Source organism: Aquimarina sp. AD10 (genome assembly GCF_003443715.1).
Classification (GTDB): Bacteria; Bacteroidota; Bacteroidia; order Flavobacteriales; family Flavobacteriaceae; genus Aquimarina; species Aquimarina aggregata.
In genome coordinates this window covers 501,140-518,684 of sequence record NZ_CP031965.1, presented here as the reverse complement: position 1 = coordinate 518,684, position 17,545 = coordinate 501,140, and the positions used below count along the sequence as shown (strand labels likewise).

Below are 17,545 nucleotides of genomic sequence, written 5' to 3'. Positions count from 1 at the left end.
TAATACGTTTAATACCAAATAAAATGCAAATCGATGTGGGAAGAAAAATTAAAGATTTACGATAGCTTAGTCTCGAAATGTACAAGATTCGAAAGAAAAGGAAAAACTATGCCTTATACATCTGCAAATGGATACATGTTTTCATTGTTTAATAAGGCAGGAGAGATTGGAATACGATTCTCAAAGGATGTTCAAGAAAAATATATTCAAGAACTTAAAACAACTTATTACACCTCTTATGGAGCTACAATGAAAGGATATATCTTAATTCCTGATCATATGTTAAGCGATTTAGATAATGTATCTAACTATTTAAATGAGAGTTATGATTATGTTATGAGTTTAGAACCGAAATAAGACTATACAGGCAATATAAAATTTTTAATAAATCTAATAATTCCATTCTTTGCTGGCCCTTTAACATCTGCATCAATTAAAATCAAATCATCATCTTTCTTCTTAAGATAGATTCCACTCATAAAAACATCTACCAAGTTTAATTCTGATTCTACATTAAATCTAGTATTCTTTTGCCAGGCTAAAATTCGGCTAGTGGCTATACTAGTATTGGCTTCTGTCTGACCTGTGGTAATAGGTTCTCCTTTTGTAAGTAATATCAGTTTACCAGGACCTTTAGCTGTAGTAAAAATCACGCGGCCAAATAACAACGATGTTAATCTAAGACTAACTACTGCAGCGATTTTAATTCCGTCACTCATCCCAACAAAATTTTTAAAATGAAAAACAACTTCCTCTCCTTCCTTAATTTCCCATTCAACAAATTCATGACTACCCATTGCTTTAAAATGAACTTCTTCTGGCTTAGAGTTCATAACCACTTTATTCATAGCATAGTTCCTAGTAAAAACACGAGCTAAAATAGCGGATCTCCATTGAGGAAGGGAAAATTTTGGAGCTCTTCCTCCTGGTTCAAAAGATCGCGATATATAATAGTCCTTTTTTGTATTTTTAGGATCTATAGAAAATTGATTTCCTAACCTATTTAAAATACCCTTAGAGGTATTTGAACTCGAAGATAGTAATGTAACATAGTTTTCATCATCAGACGAAAACGCGACACGTGAAAACACATACAAGAAACTTTTCAATATTAAAAAAGCAAAGGCAATATCTAATAGTAAGTTTATAAATGTAATCATATCAAAAGAAGACTGAATAGTAAATTTTAATCTACTTATCACAGTATCTACTTGATTCTTTAAAGTTTCATTTATCTGCGCAGTAGACGCTTGTACTTCTTCTTGAGTTCCATTTACTGATTTTTCTACTTGACCTATTAAACTAGTAAGCATCTCACTTCTTTGAGTATGATATGATTCATTTACGCTTCTTTTTGCGCTATTTTTTGCCTGACAAGGAAAATTTAATTTCCCCCAAAACCCGCAATCTTCTTCTTTAAAAACTGGTGCCATTTCGGGTAAAGTCGGTTTAAATATCCCTTTATAGATTTGCGATACTTCTTGAGGTAGCTTATCGGTTTTATTTGCAACCACTTTGGTCATTTGTAATGTCCCATTTTGTATCGATTCTTGCATACAGATTACCTCTGCCTCAAGAGAAAATTTTAAATCTTTCTCAAACTGATCCCTTTTATACTTTCGCTCATCATTAGTAGTTTCTATAAAAGTGTTATCATAAATCTTATCGATCGAAGCCTTATTCATTTTACTATTGAGTATAGCTCCCGGAATAATAAAAATTAACAAGGGTGACCAGTATAGAAAAGATTTTAATACGAGATTTCCTGTTCTAGTTAGACCAGTTTCTTTAAAAACTACAATATTTTGTATAATAGCCAAATACAAAAATCGAACTAACACAGTATATGTAAAAAACAAAATAAGATGTTGAATATCTAAAACTGACCAAATTAAAATCAAGATTAAAATAAAAGGCAAAGAACGTAGTCTACCTTTTACAATAAAATAAAGAAAAGCAATTTTATAGCATAAAAAATGTAAAATTCCAATAAGAGCTTCATATTTCTCTAATGCAACCTCATCAGCATTTGCTATTAAATGTACATATGCTGCAAAAAATACTGGTAATAAGCCTAATATGCGGTAGTAATTCTTTCCGCCCATCACTAAAATTAATCCAATAGGAATAAGGTATAATGGGATTGCATACAATAGTTTAAACTCTTCATGCACTTGAAAACTTGTTATTGAAAAGCCAAACACTGCAAAAAGAGAATAATCTTCTACGGCCGGAAGTATTCCGATCAATACAATAAACAGAAAAAGAATAGTAGGCCCCTCTTTTTTAAGGCGCAGTTTTGATAGCGTAAAATTAGACATCCCCGTGAATTTGTGTTAGTAATTCCTCTACAAGATAAGTAATTACATTTTAAACATTACGAATTACACAAGTCTATCATACCCCAAAAAAATAGCCCTGTCTATACAGGGCTATTTTATAATTATAAAAAGGAGTCTCTTATTTGATCACTATTTTTTCTGAAATACTACGGTTACCGTCTGATATTTTTACAAAATAAAGACCGGATACTAATCCGTCTAGCGATATCCTATTTTGAGTTACTACTCCTGATTTTATTACTTTACCTTGCGTATCTGTTAACGTAAAATTGGTTGTACGATCATCTCTTACCCTAAGTTGGATAAATTGTGTAGCAGGATTAGGATATACTTTTGCAGAAAACACTTTCTCCTCATTTCCTAATCTGCCATCGATTTGTATTTCTGTTGTAGTTTTAGCTGTAGATGTGCCAATATTAACTGTATAATCTTCTACTTCACCATAACCAAAGGTTTCGCATGGTGTTGCTGGTCCATTCCATTTCATAGAAACTCTCATTCTAGTTGTTCCTGATTGCGCACTTGATGGTATATCAAAAGAATATGATAGATTACCAGAATTCGAAGTAGCACCAGTGACTACTTTTTCTGATGTTTCAAATGTTCCATTTTTATTGTAGTCAATCCAAACGCCCCAATGTTCGGTATAAGAAGCGCTAACAAATCCAACGCTTAATACAATAGTGTTTGAGCCATAAGAAAGGTTACCAACTTGTGATGTAAAATCACCATATCCACCATTAGCAGAAGTTACATTAGAGATACCTCCTATACCTACAAAATCTATAAACTCATAATTGACTGTATTTCCTTTCGAGGAGCAATAAGAAACAACAACATCCAAAGTAGTTACATTTAAAACATTGCTATTTGCAGAAGAATTTCCTGCCGCGTCTACTGCAGCTACTACAAAACCATATGTAGTTCCAGCGCTTAGTCCCGTAACGGTATAACTTGTATTTGTTACGGTGGTCAATAATGATCCATTTCTATATACATTGTATGCGGTAACTCCTACATTATCAGTAGCTGCATTCCATGATAGTATTGTACTTGTCTGAGTTATACTAGAGGCATTTAAATTACTAGGTACCGAAGGTGATTCTGTATCAGTTTGAGTATTTCCTCCATTAAAACTGTGCTTTCCCAAATCATCAAATGTATTTTGAGGAAAAGTATCCCATTCTGATGTTGTATATGTAGTATTTGGAGAAGATACATTTTCTTTTCTTCTAAGCGTTCTATCCTTAGCAAAGTTTGACGACCCACCATTAAATGTACCTACAATATCAATTAATACATCATTTTTAAACAATCCTACAGGGTCATTACCGTTAAAAGTCATTACAGATGATCCAGAACTTATATCCGCTATATTTTGTATAGTATTTGTAGCAGAACTATTAGCTATTAGAAATACATCATTATTTGAAATTGTTCCCGATAATGCAAGTCCTGGTGACCATGCTCCTGAACCATTTGTTTGTCTTTTAATTGAATATCCTGATAGATTTATAGATGCTCCTGTATAATTAGCTATTTCTAAAGCCTTATTATTTGAAGATCCTTCGACATATTCAGAAAAAAACAATGCAGTTGCTGCACCACCTCCAGAGGTATTATCCTGTGTTGTAACATTTAAATTTGAGCTTAAAGCCGAAATGTTTCCTGCTGCATCTTTAGCTCTTACAGAAAATGCATATGTAGTGTTTGCTGTCAAACCCATGATAGCAAAACTGGTTGCATTAGTAGTATTTAATAATGTTCCATTTCTATATATATCATACCCAGTTACTGCTACATTATCAGTAGATGGGTTCCATGAAAGGTTGGTTGAAGTATCTGTTGTATTACTAGCTATTAAATTTGAAGGTATACTTGGTGCTGTTGTATCTGTTCCTCCACCTGTATTTCCAAATCGATCCTCAGCCTGAGGTCCTCCCCATATTTGGGTTGCAAAAGCAGGGTTATCAATAAACGGATTTCTATTACCTTGTATTCCTTCAAGGATAGGATTACGTTGCAATTCTAATTGAGAAACCGGATCCTCTGCATTCCATTCTAAAAACAACTGAAGCATATTAGCATCACTAGTAGCAGCTGCTCCTACGCCAACATTTGTTGGTAAGCAACGATTATCATAATGAATGTACATGTACATCATCATACGAGCTATATCACCTTTCCATTCATCTCCAGGATACCAATGTCCTTGAGCAGTAGTTCCTGAATTTCCAGAGCCGTCAGCAAATTTTCTATTTCCTCTATTAGAATTTCGTTGTACATCTGCCGGACGCAAATGATGCGCATCAGAACCTGGACCACTTGAACCTAAGTTAGGATTACCTAATGATCTCGGATAGGTATGTTCTCTATTCCAATCTGTAGAGCCACCACCATTATTATCTACTCCTCGAGTTCTATCGGTTGTTAAGTTTCCGTCGGTATCATCATATCCATAAACAAGAATTACCTTAGAGGGATCGTTTGGATCTAAATCTGCTTGTTTTAATGCATCCCAAACTCCTGGTGTATAACTAATAAAGGTTGTATGTGTATTGATAACTTTATTACTGAGTTCGTTTTTTAAGGCATCACCAGAGAGCGTAAGATTTACATCATTATAATATGCGGGAATCTGACTATATCCAATTACAGATATAAGTAATGCCAATAAGGTAAATTTTTTCATTGTGTTGTGAGTTAGTAATCTTATAATTTAAAATATGGATTCGAAACTAAAATTATTTCTATAAACATACTAGCCTAAAATGTTATCAAATAGTTACTTGGTATGTTGATAATCAGTTTTTTAAGAGTTAAAAAAGACTTAACATTATGATTATCAATAAAATACCTATAAAAAAATATGTTAACAAGTTATTTCTTACAATTTTATCAAATTTAGATTTCAAAATACACCTCTTCAAAAGGAATTCTAAACTGCGGAGCATAGATTCCTTTCTCATCTCGTACTCCACAACCGATAACCATATTTATTTCTGCTCCTATTGGTAGATCTAAAATCTTTTTAATCAATATGGTATCAGAACCTTCCATTGGGCAGGTATCATAATTTATTGCTGCCATGCCGATCATAAAATTCTGCGCTGCTAATCCAGCACTTTTATGTGCCACTATTCGCATATCACTCTGGCGCACCTGTCTGTATATTGGTTTAAATAACCCCAAGCACCAAAATATAATGTACTTTAACCATCCTAATATTCCTAAAAAATCAAAATATATAGTCGGAATTAACTTTTGATAGTAATTTATCGCAAATTTCTCTCTTTTAGTATATTGTTCAACTGGTTTGTTTCCAAACAATTGTTTTAAAAATTCAATGTTTGAGACTCTTCTTTTTCGCCATAAGTCTTTTCTAACAACAACTACCACCAATTGTTTTGCTGTTTTAACAGCATTCTGTCCTAGACATGCTTTAGTCATTTTCTTTAGTACCTCTGAATTTGTAATATGATAAAATTCCCATAATTGCATATTACTACTGGTTGCAGACAGTGTGGCATTTTTTATGCAATCCTTTACTTTTTCCGAATCTATTTCTTTATCATGCTTAAACACACGAACAGATCTTCTATACGCTATAGCTTCTGTTACTGTTTTTTCTTTCATAGTATCAATTAATTACCACTAAAGTATTAATTATTATTTATCCTAAAAGTCCTTATAAAAATCCTTGAATACCATACAAATTATGTGGTTTTTAGTCAACTGATTTCCAATAATTTAAACTAAATTTAAGGGCTAACTAAAAGAGTCTCACAAATGAATAAAATATTAAAGCTGCAAGGTGTTAAAAAGCTTTCTAGAGAAAATCAAAGCCTTATAAAAGGAGCTTCTTACAGGGGTACATGTTGCCCAAGCGGTAGAGGTTGTATCATAGCTGGGTACTGCGAACCAGGAAGGTGTTATGGCTATGGCAGATGTATATTTTATTAAACTTTAAATTTAAACACCAACATAAATATAGTAAACACACCACAAAATCTTAAAACTTATAAAAACCACTATCTAAATAAAAAACCACAGCGATAATTTATTTGGGTTAGAAAATTATAAGAATTAAGAACTAACATCAACAAGGCATCTATCAAAAGATGCCTTGCTTGTTTTCATGCTAATTTTACTAACTATAAATATTTACGTAATGAAAAAAATCTTAAAATTAACAGGAGTACAAGAATTAAGTAAAACACAGCAAAAACAAATCAAAGGAAGAATGGGGCACATTTCATGTTGTCACCCTAATCCAAGAGGTGGAGGCAGAGATTGCCGTATCAGCCTTCCTGGAGGAGCTAGCTTTTGTGAACCCGGACGTTGCAGACAATATGGTGGAGGTTGTATTTTTTATTAAAAAAACACAAAAGAAAGGAACTTTAAACTCCCCTACTTTTATCCTTTACTAATTCTATATAATTAGTATAATTTCAAGACGGAGCTAATTTTGAAAAACTCTAAAAAACGTAGAAATAACAGTACTTTATCTCTTATTATTAGTTCTTTAAATTTATAAATCTAAAGAACAGAGCCTTGCAAACCAGAGGATATTCTGATAAATTTAAAGGTACTGTATGTTCAACGAAGCTATATGCAGTCTATATGTCTAACTCTTAAAATTTATCACTAAAATGAAAAAAATCTTAAATCTTTCTGGTGTTCAAAAGTTATCTAAACTTGAACAAGAAAAAATTAAAGGAAAAGGTTTTAATAGACCTTATTGCAAAGGAACAAATATGTGCTGTGTTCGACTTCCGAATGGGCAAGAATGGTGTGACTTTGGATATTGCAATAACGGGCGATGTACCTGGGCATAATCCCTAAAATGATATTCCTGATTTTTCTAAAATTTTATACTAATTCTTAGATTGACAATACATTTTTGAGATTCTAATATTAATTTTTAATACACATACAATGAAAAAAATCTTAGCATTAAAAGGAGTAGAAGTACTTTCTAAAAAACAAAAACAACAAATCAAAGGAGCTATTGGAATAGGATGCTGTCCTTCAGGAAGAGGATGCCTTATTAGCTTTCCAGGAGGAAGTTTTTGCGAGCCAGGCCGTTGTCTTCCATATGGAGGATGTATTTTCTATTAAGAACGATACATATAAAATGTTCAAAAGCGGGTACTGCCCGCTTTTGCTTTACACAATAAAATATAATCGAAAATATTGTATACGCTTACTCCATCTAAATCTTAGTATAATTATCTCATTGTTCTTCCATTATTTAGATAATAAAGATACTCCTGCTAAATACACAAACAACACAAATCAATTAAATATCAACACATTACTACATTTAGGCGAATCATAAATTCATGGTTCGCCTAATTTATATGCTTTTTTTAAGAAAGTAATTCCCAAGATTGTCGAGCAATTTCTAACTCTTCATTAGTAGGAATAACCAATATATTTACTTTTGAAGTAGATGAACTTATATCTCGTACTTCTTTAGATCTGATTACATTTTTTTTATCGTCTAATTTAATTCCAAAAAAGTCTAAATCTTCACAAACCAATCTTCGCATTACATCAGAATTTTCACCTATACCTGCTGTGAATACGATTGCATCCAATCCGTTCATTACAGTTGCATATGCGCCTATAAATTTCTTAATGCGATATGCATTCATCTTTAACGCTAGTATACATTCTGGATTTCCTTTTTCAGCTTCAGTCTGTATATCTCTAAGATCGCTATACCCTGTTAGTCCAAGCATACCACTTTCCTTTTGCAATAAAGTATTAACTTCATCTAAGGTATATCCTAAAGTATTCACCATATAAAAAATTATTGCCGGATCAATATCTCCAGACCTTGTACCCATTATTAATCCATTCATTGGTGCAAATCCCAAGGTATGATCAATACTTTTTCCGTTTTTAACGGCAGTCATACTACAACCATTGCCAAGATGAATCGTAATAATAGTAGAGTTTTCCTTTTTTAAATGTGCTATTGCTTTTTGAGATACATACTTATGACTGGTCCCATGAAATCCATATAGTCTAATATTATCTTCTTCTAATAAGCTATTCGGAATAGCATACTTATACGCTTCAACAGGAATTGTTTGATGAAAAGCGGTATCAAATACGGCTACTTGTTTAGCGTCCGAAAAAATATCTTCTGCTACTAAAATACCTTGAAGATTAGCAGGGTTATGTAAAGGTGCTAATGCCGAGAGTTTCTCTATTTTGTCTTTTACTTCATTGGTAATTTCGACAGTCTTAGAAAAGGTACTTCCTCCATGAACCACTCTATGTCCGACCACTTGAATTTCTGAAGATGATTGGATTACCCCTACTTTAGAATCCATTAGATATTTAGAAATAAGCTGTAGTCCTTGCTTATGGTTTTTTATTTCATCAACCTTTTCTATTGTACTACCTTTGGCTTTATAACTTATTTTTGCATTATCTAAACCAATACGTTCTACCAGTCCCGAACAAATAACATAAGCTTCGGGCATTTTGAACAATTGAAATTTTATAGATGAACTTCCTGAATTTAATACTAGTATTTGCATAGATTTACTTTAGAATCACAAAATCATGATCCAGCTTATTATTTTTAATCACATTTACAACCCTTGCGCCTGTATTGCGGTAATGATTACTGTATTATAAACATCATCAACAGTACAACCTCGGCTTAAATCATTAACAGGCTTATTTAAACCTTGTAACATCGGCCCTATTGCCAATGCACCAGTTTCTCTTTGAACTGCTTTATAGGTATTATTTCCCGTATTAAGATCCGGAAATATCAAAACACTTGCTTGGCCCGCCACATCAGAATCTGGTAGTTTGCTTTGCCCTACTCTCATATCAACAGCAGCATCATATTGTATAGGACCTTCAATTTTAAGATCGGGATGTTTTTCTTTAACAATTTCTGTTGCTGACCTAACAATTTCTACATCTTCACCTTTACCCGATGTGCCAGATGAATATGATAACATGGCTACCTTTGGTTCTATACCAAAAGCGGCTGCAGATTGCGCAGAGGAAATAGCTATTTCGGCTAATTCTAATGCATTAGGATTAGGGTTTATAGCACAATCTCCAAATACGGATACTCTATCCTCTAAACACATAAAAAACACCGATGAGACTACTTTTACTCCAGGTTTCGTTTTTATAAACTGTAATGCTGGTCGAATGGTATGTTGAGTTGTATGTACAGCACCCGATACCATTCCATCGGCATGCCCTTTATAGATCATCATTGTTCCAAAATAGGATACATCTGCCATCATATCTTTGGCCATATCCAAGTTTACATTTTTATGTTTTCTTAGCTCATAAAATGTCTGTACATAATCATCATAATGAACAGATGTGGTTGGATTTATAATCGCCACTTTTTCAAAATCTATCGAAATATCAAGTTTCGTTGCTTTATTTTTAATCTTTCGTTCATCTCCTATCAAAGTAATTTTAACAACTTCTGAAGCTAACAACCTAGAAACAGCACGTAAGATTCTTTCATCTGAACCTTCAGGAAGAACAATATGTTTTTTATGTTGTAATGCCCTTTTTAAAAGGTTGTATTGAAACATTTTTGGTGTTAATCCTTCTGAAGTAAAAGTAATTAGCTTATCGGATAATCGGTCTTCATTTACATATCTTTCGAAGGTACTAATTGAAGTATCTATCTTTTGAACATTATCAAGGTAAATCTTGGACTTAATGGATCCTATTTGGTTCGTAATTGAAAATGTTCCGCTTGGGACAGATATAATAGGAAACGAAATTGAGACTCCTTCTATTAGTTTCAAAATAGATTTTTCTGGAATAATACCTCCGGTAAGAATAATTCCTGAAATTTTTGGATAATTATCAGAAATATTAGCCTGTAAAACTCCTAAAATAATATCGGCACGATCTCCAGGTGTAATGACTAAACTATTATCTTTTAAATGAGTAAGATAGTTTCGTAATTGCATAGCTCCTACTCCAAAACTCCCTGCTTGGTTATTCAAGAATTCTTTTCCGAAGAGTACATTTCCATCAAGTTTGTGCACTATTTCCTTAATCGTAGGATTACTTAGCATGTCTATTTTTGGAATAACAATACTATCTACATTTTCGCCAAAATGTTCTTTAAAATCTGCTTTTAATTCTAATTCACATCCAGGAGTTACTTTATTAGCTACAAGGGCTAAAACCTCTACATCTTTTCCATGAAATGTATCAAAGGCTAGTTTTAAGTTTCCTAATAATTCATCATTTTTTTTGTCAGCTCCACTAGCCACAATGACCGCAGGAATACCTAAATTCTTAGCTATGACTACATTAATATCGAACTCTATAATACTACCCTCGTCAGAAAAATCGGTACCTTCTACTAATATAAAATCAAATTTTTCTTCAAGATTTTTATACTTTCGAATAATTCCATCAATAATTTCTCCGGATTTACCTTGATTGTATTTCTGCAGAACTTCACTTCTGGTAAAAGCAAATGCATTTTTGAAATTAATATCTAATTCAAAATGGGATATAACGGTATTAATATGATTATCTACTTCTCCCTGGGCAGGGTCATCAATAATAGGTCTAAAATATCCTACTTTAGCAATTTTACCAAGTAGCATACGCATCATCCCTAAAACAACAATTGATTTACCACTATTGGGTTCAATAGTAGCAATAAAAACAGCTTTACTCATGTACATAAATTTGGTGTATACAAAGATACAGTAATGTACTAATGTAACATAAAATCGTAAGCTGTTAAAACTACTTTCTACAATACTATTATGATATTAATAATTTTGCATTCTTTTACATAAAAAAAGACCCTGAATTAACCCCATCATTTTATGATATCATACAAATTTTAACGATTTAATTAGTTCTTATAAATCTGTATTACTTAGATGTAATTCTTTTAAATAGAAATTCTTATCTCAAAAATTAATACCTAACTCCAGTTCGACACCAAAATTCTTACTATATACTTTAGAGGTTTGTATTTGTTGAAAAAGACCTGCTCCTAATACTACTCCAAAATTCTGCCATGGAATTATTTTTATACCTTGTGATGACCTTATTCCTACAAGGAAATTATGCTGTCTTTTATCGTTCTCATCTTTAGTCATTTCTAGTCCTACGGGTATATTTAAACCAAGGTTAACATATACTCCTTTTCCTATTTTAAGATATCCATCAAAACCTCCTCCAAGTGTAAATGCGTCTACAGATGTATATCTTTTACTTTGTAGTGATTCTGGTTTTATTTTATATTGATCATAAGATATAACAAAGGGTATCAGGAAATCCTTGGCATTATCGGCAAAACCTATATAACTGATTTTCCATCCATCCATATGTTTACTATATCGCTTTTTAAAAGTTAGTATGTTATACCAATTGCCTAATTCACTTTGTCTTACTTCTGGTTCGGTGTAAAAAACATCGCTTGCATTTGTTTGTTTATATGAAAGATTGGTTTTAGACTTGATATTCTTTGTGTACCTATTCATAAAACTTAAAACACAATATTCTAATGCAGCTCTAACTCTTTTTTCATGAGTTTCAAATATTTTTGACTCATTAGCTATGTCAAAGACCTCGTCTTCGTAATGACGTACATTAAAAAGTTTCTGTAAATTATTATTCTTTTTTTCATAAAAAACCAAGTTAACATGAACCCTTGTAAGTATATTTTTTACACTAATTTGAGATTGTTGTATATCTAAATTTTGAATTTCGATATACACCGGTTTTGCATTTTTGGAAGGTAACAAAGACGCCTTCGTAAAATTTAGAACCGCTGTAGATGCATCAGGAGATAATTTAAAAGGAATCTTTTCTCCTAATCTAGTAATACTATGTCCTAAATATTTTTCTTTTCTCGTATCAAAAACTTTTTTGATATATATCAATGAGTCTTCTGTTTGAAATGGAACAGTTTTTAAAACAATTTCTTTCTGAGCAAAAATTATCGAATACACCAAAAATATCGAAATACAACAGGTAAATTTTATCATAAACCTGATTTATAAAATAGAAGTATAATGAACCTCAAATGCTCTAATTTCATCAATATCAAAACGTAACACTAACGTCCTGGATGTCAAAGAAATGATATAGGCTTTTACCTTCTCTTTTTTTTGATCATTCATCATTATATAGCCTCCATTAGTATTAAACATCCAGACGCCGTACTCTTTCTTTCCTTCTGATAAAGATGTATACGTCATATCATCCTTAAAAAAGATATAGTCATTTTTCTCCTTTTTTGAGGGTGAATATTCCTTATTTTTAATCTTGTAGACATATAAGTGCCAATTTTTTAAAAGATCTTTTTTATCTATTTTTTGTGCATTGCCATAGTGAATTGAAAAAATAAATACTAACGTGGTTAAAATTGTCCTGATCATCTTATGATTACTATTTAAATTTTATTTTTAAATCTTAATCAAAAATAATATCTCTGGATACTACCATGTTTGTCCAATTAAGACAAAGTATACACCTATTTAATAGATAATGTAAAAATTAAAGTACTGAAGTATATCTAAAATTAAATACAAAGACCGTCTAATATGATTTAGACGGTCTTTACATTTAGTAGTATATATAATCTCCTAATTTATATCTTCTCCTTTTTTAAGTTTTTCTAAGGCTCCACTTAATCTTGGTTTAAAACGTTCTGGCGCTTTAGTCATAGCAACATTTATTGATTTAATTGCATTTTTATAATCTCCATTTGCAGAATATGCTCTTGCCAAACCAAAATTTGAAGGCCAAGCTCCATTATTATTTTTAACATTATTTTTTAGAATAGCTAAGGCTTTTTCTTTTTGCCCTTGTCCGATAAGTCCTGTTCCTAATTGAAATACTTGAGAAGCACTACCTAATTTAGCTGCCTTATCTACAAGCGGTAATGCTTTATCAGTCTTACCTTGTTTCATCAAAATCTGAGACTTAAGAGATAGGTTAGCAAAAGTTTCTTTACTAAAAAAACTACCACTAATTGATGTATTAACCCACTCTAATGCTTGATCTAAATCACCTGCATTAAATGCATACCCTGCTGCATTATCCCAAGTTGCTTGTGTAAACCCTTTAGTATTTCTAAGATCATCTTTAATCCCCTTCATTACAAGGTTTTTTACATCTACTTCTATTTTAAAAGGGATCTCCTTTTTTTCCCATCGTAATGCGGCTACAGTGCTGTTTGCTTCAAAAGAAGGAAATAGATAAGTCAATGTCTCAGTATGTCCAGTTTCTTTCGTTTTTACATCTACTCGTAAAACATCTTCTTTTTCATCATAAAAATAGCTACCCCAAGAACTTGTGTTTGCCGAAAAGATAATCGTTGCATTTCCATCTTCCTTCAATGCAATATGTAAACCGTATTCTCCTGCTTTAAGATCTTTACCTTCTACTTTTACATCATGCGAAAATTCTATAATAGTATTCATATTAGCACCCGCTCTCCAAGGAGCAGATTTCGAAGTCCCAAAACCTAGATCATTAAAACCATATGGTACTAATTTACCCCATATTTCACGTTCTTTAACACTTGGTCTACCGTAGTCTATGGTAATATCAGTTATTCCCACTCGTTGAGAAACTGTTGCGCGTTGACTTGCTTCTGGTGTTTGTAGTTGAGCACTGGATTGAGTTGCAAACAACAGCATGGCCGCAGCTATGCAGGTTGTAAACAGATTGAATTTTTTCATTACTGACTTTTTTTTGAGTTACGTATTATTACTTGTAGAAATCTGACTAATTCCTAACTCGAACAATGTAGCAGCTATTCATCAATCCTCATGTTAGCGTAGTGTTAAACTCAAAAGAAAAGTAATAATAGATTGTTAAACTCTGGTTTATTATGAAATTAAAGACATTTAATTATTGAATTTTCAACAATATCATATATTACAATGTTTATTAATATAATTTTTAGTCGAATAGAATTATATACAAGACTTGTAATATACCTTCACCCATGCTGTTATGTCATTGGTCGAAAAAAAAATTACATAACAATTAATAGTTTGAAATTGAGATCATAAGATATGTTGATCAAATCTTACTTCTTACAAATAAGTCTAGAAACAATTTATAATTGAAAAAACACAAAATCAATTATTCCAGATTTCCTAGATAATTACAGACTCAAAAAAATAATATCATGCAATTAAAACCTTTATTATCCACCAGTGTTTTTTATGTACTACTTATTATAAGTATATCATCTAAAGTTCATTCTCAAGTAATAGCAGATGCTCCACCATTTGTTTTAACTATAGAACAACTTAAAAATTGGACTTCTGATGGTCCCACTGCAGATGCAAATAACATTTCTGAAACGCCTTTGGCTACCCGTTTTACTTTAAACAGCACACAATTAAATCCCACATTAAGCAATGATATGCAGATCATGTATGCTCCAGATGGGATGAATGGTTTAGCCAATTACACTAAAGAACAGTCGAAATTTAACTTATACAATTTTAAGCACTGGAGCTATATCGATAAGCTTATTTGGTTTGGCGGAACTGCAGATCAGACTATACAAATACCATCTGCTCCATGGACAAATACAGCTCATAAAAACGGAGTTAAAGTTTATGGTAATGTCTTTTTTGCTCCTAATGTATTTGGAGGAAATACTTCTACAGTTACTAATTTTCTTGAAAAAGATAGTAATGGCAAGTTTATTACTGCGCAAAAATTAAAAGAAATGTCTACTTATTATAAATTCGATGGTTGGTTTATTAATATGGAAACGAATACTACTCCGGTTAACGGATTACTTATGCGTGAATTTGTAGAAGAACTTAAGCATATCTTACCATCTAATCAAGAAGTAATTTGGTATGATGCAATGTTAACGAATGGTCAAGTACGATGGCAAAATGAACTAAACAATAACAATAGTACTTTTTTACAAGATGGTAATTCAAGAATATCAGATGGAATGTTTATTAATTTTTTCTGGTTTGGAAGTAATCGTCCTAACAATTCTAAAACAACAGCCAATACTATAGGTAGAAGTTCTTTTGATGTCTTCACTGGAGTTGATCTTTGGCCTACGCGTAATCAAAGTGCTTTTGAATCAGGTGGGAATCGTTGGATGGAAGCACTACATACTGATAATTCTCCAATTACATCAATAGCACTTTTTGCTACAAACGCCGTTTTTCAAAATGATAGGTATAGTAATTTTAGAAACATTGATACGGATATCGAAAGAGATCGCTTTTATAATGCTGAAAAACATCTTTTTGGAGGGGAAGATCTTAATCCTGAAATCATAGATGACACTGCTTTTAAAGGTTTAAGCAATTGGATCCCTGCTTCTTCGTCTATCACAGCACTACCTTTTAAGACAAGTTTTAACACTGGTCATGGTAGAGTTTTTTCTAAAAATGGAGCACAAAATACAAGAAATTGGCATGATATTGCCAAACAGGATATATTACCTACATGGCAATTTGCAATTCAAGGTAACAGTAATCTTACAACATCTTTTGATTTTTCTACAGCATATAATGGGGGTAATTCATTAAAAATCGAAGGTGTTTTAAAAGGTACAGGACTTACAAATTTAAAATTGTATAAGACAAAACTTCCTGTGACATCAGATACAAAAATTGATATTACTTATTCTTTAGGTAAAAAATCCAAAACGAATATGAATCTAATTGTTACATTTACCGATGACCCCACAAATCTAATAACATTTAATATTGGAAAAAGTAGAAGCAACGGATGGAATATCAAAACTATTAACTTAAAGAAATACGCTGGAAAAGAATTGGCTCTTATAGGATTTCAATTTTCTTCTGATAATGATGTAGATGACTATAAAATCAATATCGGAGAATTACAAGTTTTTAATGGCCCCGCAGGTGATTTAAATCCTCCTATTTCCAATTTTAATGCTAACGCTACTTCCATAAAATTGGGAGAATCCATTACATTTCTGAGTAATTCATCTACAGGAGCATTTTATAAAATATGGCAATTTTCGGGAGGATCTCCAAGCAGAAGTACTTTAGAAAACCCAACGGTAACATATAATAAAATAGGAAGTTATACTGTGAAATTAATTACTGTTAACCATAGAGGATTTGATATTGAAAAGAAAATAGACTACGTAACAGTTGATAATGATCCTATTACCGATTTTACTGTTAATACATCAACTATACAAGTAGGAGAATCTGTTGATTTTCTTAACACATCTACTAATGATAATTCTTGGTCTTGGTCTTTTCCAGGAGGATCACCTTCTACTAGTACTCAAGAAAACCCTACAGTGATTTACAATACCGTTGGAGCGTTTGATGTTTCTCTTACTACAACCAATCAAGATGGATCAAATACGCTTACCAAACCTTTTTTAATCGCTGTTTCTGATAATAATGCTATTGATCATACAGACCCTGTAGGAACTGGTGTAATAACTGCTAGAGCAGAGATAAATGAAGCTGAGTCTAAAGAAAAAGCTTTTGATAACCTATCTGGGCCTTCTAATTTTACTAAGTGGCTTGATAATGGCGGAACTCCCAGCCAAAATGACCCAAGTTGGATACAAATTCAACTACCTGAAGCAAAAATTGTTAATACCCTTACGCTTACTAGTCCAAATGATGCGCCAGATAGAGATCCAGAAAATTTTAGACTATTAGGGTCAAATAATGGTATTGATTTTACATTATTACAAAATTGGGATGAGCAATTTTTCATTATTCCATTTGAAAAAAAAGTTCTACCCTTTTCAAACACTAAAGCTTATTCATATTATAGACTTGAAACCACAAAAAACAGAGATGATGTTTCGCTCACTCAAATTGCCGAAATAGAATTAAGAGGCCCAAATCAAGAGGCTTTAAATACGAATAGCATTCTTGAAAATTCAGAAATAAAACTCTATCCCGTACCTGCAAAAAACACTATTACACTAGAGGGAGAATTTCCTGAAAATTCGGTTATGCATATAATCAATACAACCGAAAAGAAGATATTAAGATCTAAACCTATAATTTCAAAAACAACGACTATAGATCTTTCTGAAATTTCTTATGGGGTTTATATAATTTCAATCACAAATAAAGAAAAAAAATTAGTCACGCGTACCATCACAATTAATTGAACTTAAAATTTCATAAAAAAGTCATAGTAAAGCAGTACTGCTTTACTAT

14 protein-coding genes are annotated in these 17,545 nt (G+C 32.1%); 6 read left to right on the top strand and 8 right to left on the bottom strand.

Features of this window, described 5'->3' with window-relative positions; genetic code table 11:
* The first annotated feature begins 33 nt into the window (after window positions 1-33).
* On the top strand, window positions 34-357 hold the full coding sequence (locus D1816_RS01895; protein ID WP_066312953.1) for a hypothetical protein: 324 nt from the start codon (window positions 34-36) through the stop codon (window positions 355-357).
* Window positions 358-359: 2 nt separating this feature from the next.
* Here D1816_RS01895 and D1816_RS01890 read toward each other — a convergent pair whose 3' ends face one another.
* From D1816_RS01890 to D1816_RS01880, 3 genes are all read right to left on the bottom strand, one after another.
* Window positions 360-2,321, bottom strand: coding sequence for an AIM24 family protein (locus D1816_RS01890; RefSeq protein WP_118500958.1), 1,962 nt, complete (start codon window positions 2,319-2,321; stop codon window positions 360-362).
* 139 nt (window positions 2,322-2,460) lie between these two features.
* Window positions 2,461-5,034 (bottom strand): endonuclease, encoded by a 2,574-nt coding sequence (locus D1816_RS01885; protein ID WP_118500957.1) that lies wholly within the window; start codon window positions 5,032-5,034, stop codon window positions 2,461-2,463.
* A 212-nt stretch (window positions 5,035-5,246) separates the two neighbouring features.
* Window positions 5,247-5,978, bottom strand: a complete 732-nt coding sequence (locus tag D1816_RS01880) for a nitroreductase family protein (RefSeq protein ID WP_118500956.1) — start codon at window positions 5,976-5,978, stop codon at window positions 5,247-5,249.
* Between the two features lie 153 nt (window positions 5,979-6,131).
* Between D1816_RS01880 and D1816_RS25515 the strand changes: the two genes are divergently transcribed.
* From D1816_RS25515 to D1816_RS01865, 4 genes are all read left to right on the top strand, one after another.
* Window positions 6,132-6,305 (top strand): hypothetical protein, encoded by a 174-nt coding sequence (locus D1816_RS25515; protein WP_158597780.1) that lies wholly within the window; start codon window positions 6,132-6,134, stop codon window positions 6,303-6,305.
* A gap of 208 nt (window positions 6,306-6,513) precedes the next feature.
* On the top strand, window positions 6,514-6,720 hold the full coding sequence (locus tag D1816_RS01875; RefSeq protein WP_118500955.1) for a hypothetical protein: 207 nt from the start codon (window positions 6,514-6,516) through the stop codon (window positions 6,718-6,720).
* 274 nt (window positions 6,721-6,994) lie between these two features.
* Window positions 6,995-7,180, top strand: a complete 186-nt coding sequence (locus tag D1816_RS01870; RefSeq protein WP_066312967.1) for a hypothetical protein — start codon at window positions 6,995-6,997, stop codon at window positions 7,178-7,180.
* A gap of 100 nt (window positions 7,181-7,280) precedes the next feature.
* Entirely contained in the window at window positions 7,281-7,463 is a 183-nt protein-coding gene (locus D1816_RS01865; protein ID WP_118500954.1) for a hypothetical protein, read from the top strand.
* A 251-nt stretch (window positions 7,464-7,714) separates the two neighbouring features.
* On the opposite strand, the gene D1816_RS01860 is transcribed toward D1816_RS01865, so the two are convergent.
* The 5 genes from D1816_RS01860 to D1816_RS01840 all read right to left on the bottom strand — a co-directional run bounded on the left by D1816_RS01860 (window position 7,715) and on the right by D1816_RS01840 (window position 14,071).
* Window positions 7,715-8,899, bottom strand: a complete 1,185-nt coding sequence (locus D1816_RS01860) for an acetate/propionate family kinase (RefSeq protein ID WP_118500953.1) — start codon at window positions 8,897-8,899, stop codon at window positions 7,715-7,717.
* 54 nt (window positions 8,900-8,953) lie between these two features.
* Complete coding sequence (pta, locus tag D1816_RS01855; protein ID WP_066312977.1) at window positions 8,954-11,047, bottom strand: phosphate acetyltransferase; 2,094 nt, start codon at window positions 11,045-11,047, stop codon at window positions 8,954-8,956.
* A 240-nt stretch (window positions 11,048-11,287) separates the two neighbouring features.
* Window positions 11,288-12,370, bottom strand: a complete 1,083-nt coding sequence (locus D1816_RS01850; protein WP_118500952.1) for a hypothetical protein — start codon at window positions 12,368-12,370, stop codon at window positions 11,288-11,290.
* A gap of 9 nt (window positions 12,371-12,379) precedes the next feature.
* A complete protein-coding gene (locus D1816_RS01845) occupies window positions 12,380-12,763 on the bottom strand; it encodes a lipocalin family protein (RefSeq protein WP_118500951.1) in 384 nt (127 codons plus the stop codon).
* Between the two features lie 207 nt (window positions 12,764-12,970).
* A complete protein-coding gene (locus tag D1816_RS01840; protein WP_118500950.1) occupies window positions 12,971-14,071 on the bottom strand; it encodes a DUF2911 domain-containing protein in 1,101 nt (366 codons plus the stop codon).
* A gap of 455 nt (window positions 14,072-14,526) precedes the next feature.
* Here D1816_RS01840 and D1816_RS01835 point away from each other — a divergent pair, with 455 nt between their 5' ends.
* Complete coding sequence (locus tag D1816_RS01835; RefSeq protein WP_118500949.1) at window positions 14,527-17,496, top strand: PKD domain-containing protein; 2,970 nt, start codon at window positions 14,527-14,529, stop codon at window positions 17,494-17,496.
* Window positions 17,497-17,545 lie beyond the last annotated feature (49 nt).

What these genes read in the sequence shown, in the direction of transcription:
- D1816_RS01860 (WP_118500953.1), bottom strand. Translation starts at nt 8,899, where the DNA reads ATGCAAATACTAGTATTAAATTCAGGAAGTTCATCTATAAAATTTCAA.
- D1816_RS25515 (WP_158597780.1), top strand. Translation starts at nt 6,132, where the DNA reads ATGAATAAAATATTAAAGCTGCAAGGTGTTAAAAAGCTTTCTAGAGAA.
- D1816_RS01835 (WP_118500949.1), top strand. Translation starts at nt 14,527, where the DNA reads ATGCAATTAAAACCTTTATTATCCACCAGTGTTTTTTATGTACTACTT.
- D1816_RS01865 (WP_118500954.1), top strand. Translation starts at nt 7,281, where the DNA reads ATGAAAAAAATCTTAGCATTAAAAGGAGTAGAAGTACTTTCTAAAAAA.
- pta (WP_066312977.1), bottom strand. Translation starts at nt 11,047, where the DNA reads ATGAGTAAAGCTGTTTTTATTGCTACTATTGAACCCAATAGTGGTAAA.
- D1816_RS01845 (WP_118500951.1), bottom strand. Translation starts at nt 12,763, where the DNA reads ATGATCAGGACAATTTTAACCACGTTAGTATTTATTTTTTCAATTCAC.
- D1816_RS01880 (WP_118500956.1), bottom strand. Translation starts at nt 5,978, where the DNA reads ATGAAAGAAAAAACAGTAACAGAAGCTATAGCGTATAGAAGATCTGTT.
- D1816_RS01870 (WP_066312967.1), top strand. Translation starts at nt 6,995, where the DNA reads ATGAAAAAAATCTTAAATCTTTCTGGTGTTCAAAAGTTATCTAAACTT.
- D1816_RS01875 (WP_118500955.1), top strand. Translation starts at nt 6,514, where the DNA reads ATGAAAAAAATCTTAAAATTAACAGGAGTACAAGAATTAAGTAAAACA.
- D1816_RS01885 (WP_118500957.1), bottom strand. Translation starts at nt 5,034, where the DNA reads ATGAAAAAATTTACCTTATTGGCATTACTTATATCTGTAATTGGATAT.
- D1816_RS01890 (WP_118500958.1), bottom strand. Translation starts at nt 2,321, where the DNA reads ATGTCTAATTTTACGCTATCAAAACTGCGCCTTAAAAAAGAGGGGCCT.
- D1816_RS01850 (WP_118500952.1), bottom strand. Translation starts at nt 12,370, where the DNA reads ATGATAAAATTTACCTGTTGTATTTCGATATTTTTGGTGTATTCGATA.
- D1816_RS01840 (WP_118500950.1), bottom strand. Translation starts at nt 14,071, where the DNA reads ATGAAAAAATTCAATCTGTTTACAACCTGCATAGCTGCGGCCATGCTG.
- D1816_RS01895 (WP_066312953.1), top strand. Translation starts at nt 34, where the DNA reads ATGTGGGAAGAAAAATTAAAGATTTACGATAGCTTAGTCTCGAAATGT.